1 protein-coding gene is annotated in these 398 nt (G+C 67.8%); it reads right to left on the bottom strand.

Translation table 11 applies throughout. The features are described from left to right. On the bottom strand, nucleotides 1–189 hold a 189-nt coding region (locus EPK82_RS24710), incomplete at its 3' end, for a GlsB/YeaQ/YmgE family stress response membrane protein (RefSeq protein ID WP_134678354.1). Nucleotides 190–398 lie beyond the last annotated feature (209 nt).

Here is a 398-nt window from a genome sequence, read left to right as displayed (position 1 = left end):
GATCCAGCCTGCCGCTTCCCCTTGCTCGTACCAGCCCATCGCCACGCCCACGTAGGTGGCCAGGAAGGAGCCGGCGATACCGAGCAACGCGGTCATGATCCAGCCGAGCTTGTCGTCACCGGGCTTGAGCGCGCGGGCGAGAAGGCCGACGACGAGGCCGACCAGCAGGGTTCCGATGAGGGAGAACATGGTTTTTTCGCTTTCCGGTATGAAGGAAGGATGTGGGTGATCCCAACGGGGCCGGGCTCCGTGCCCGGTGCCCCTCGGACGCCGCCAATCTACCCGGCGGTCCGGCATGGTCGTGTCAGACAAGGTGCACAGCGGACCACGGCCGGAGGCGGCCGATCCGAGTACCGCCGGGGTGCGAGGGGGCTAATGTGGTCGGCCCGGCCCGTGTG

Source organism: Ectopseudomonas khazarica (assembly GCF_004521985.1).
GTDB classification, from domain to species: domain Bacteria; phylum Pseudomonadota; class Gammaproteobacteria; order Pseudomonadales; family Pseudomonadaceae; genus Aquipseudomonas; species Aquipseudomonas khazarica.
The sequence above is the reverse complement of the archived record's forward strand: the minus strand, read 5'-3'. Positions and strand labels throughout refer to the sequence as shown.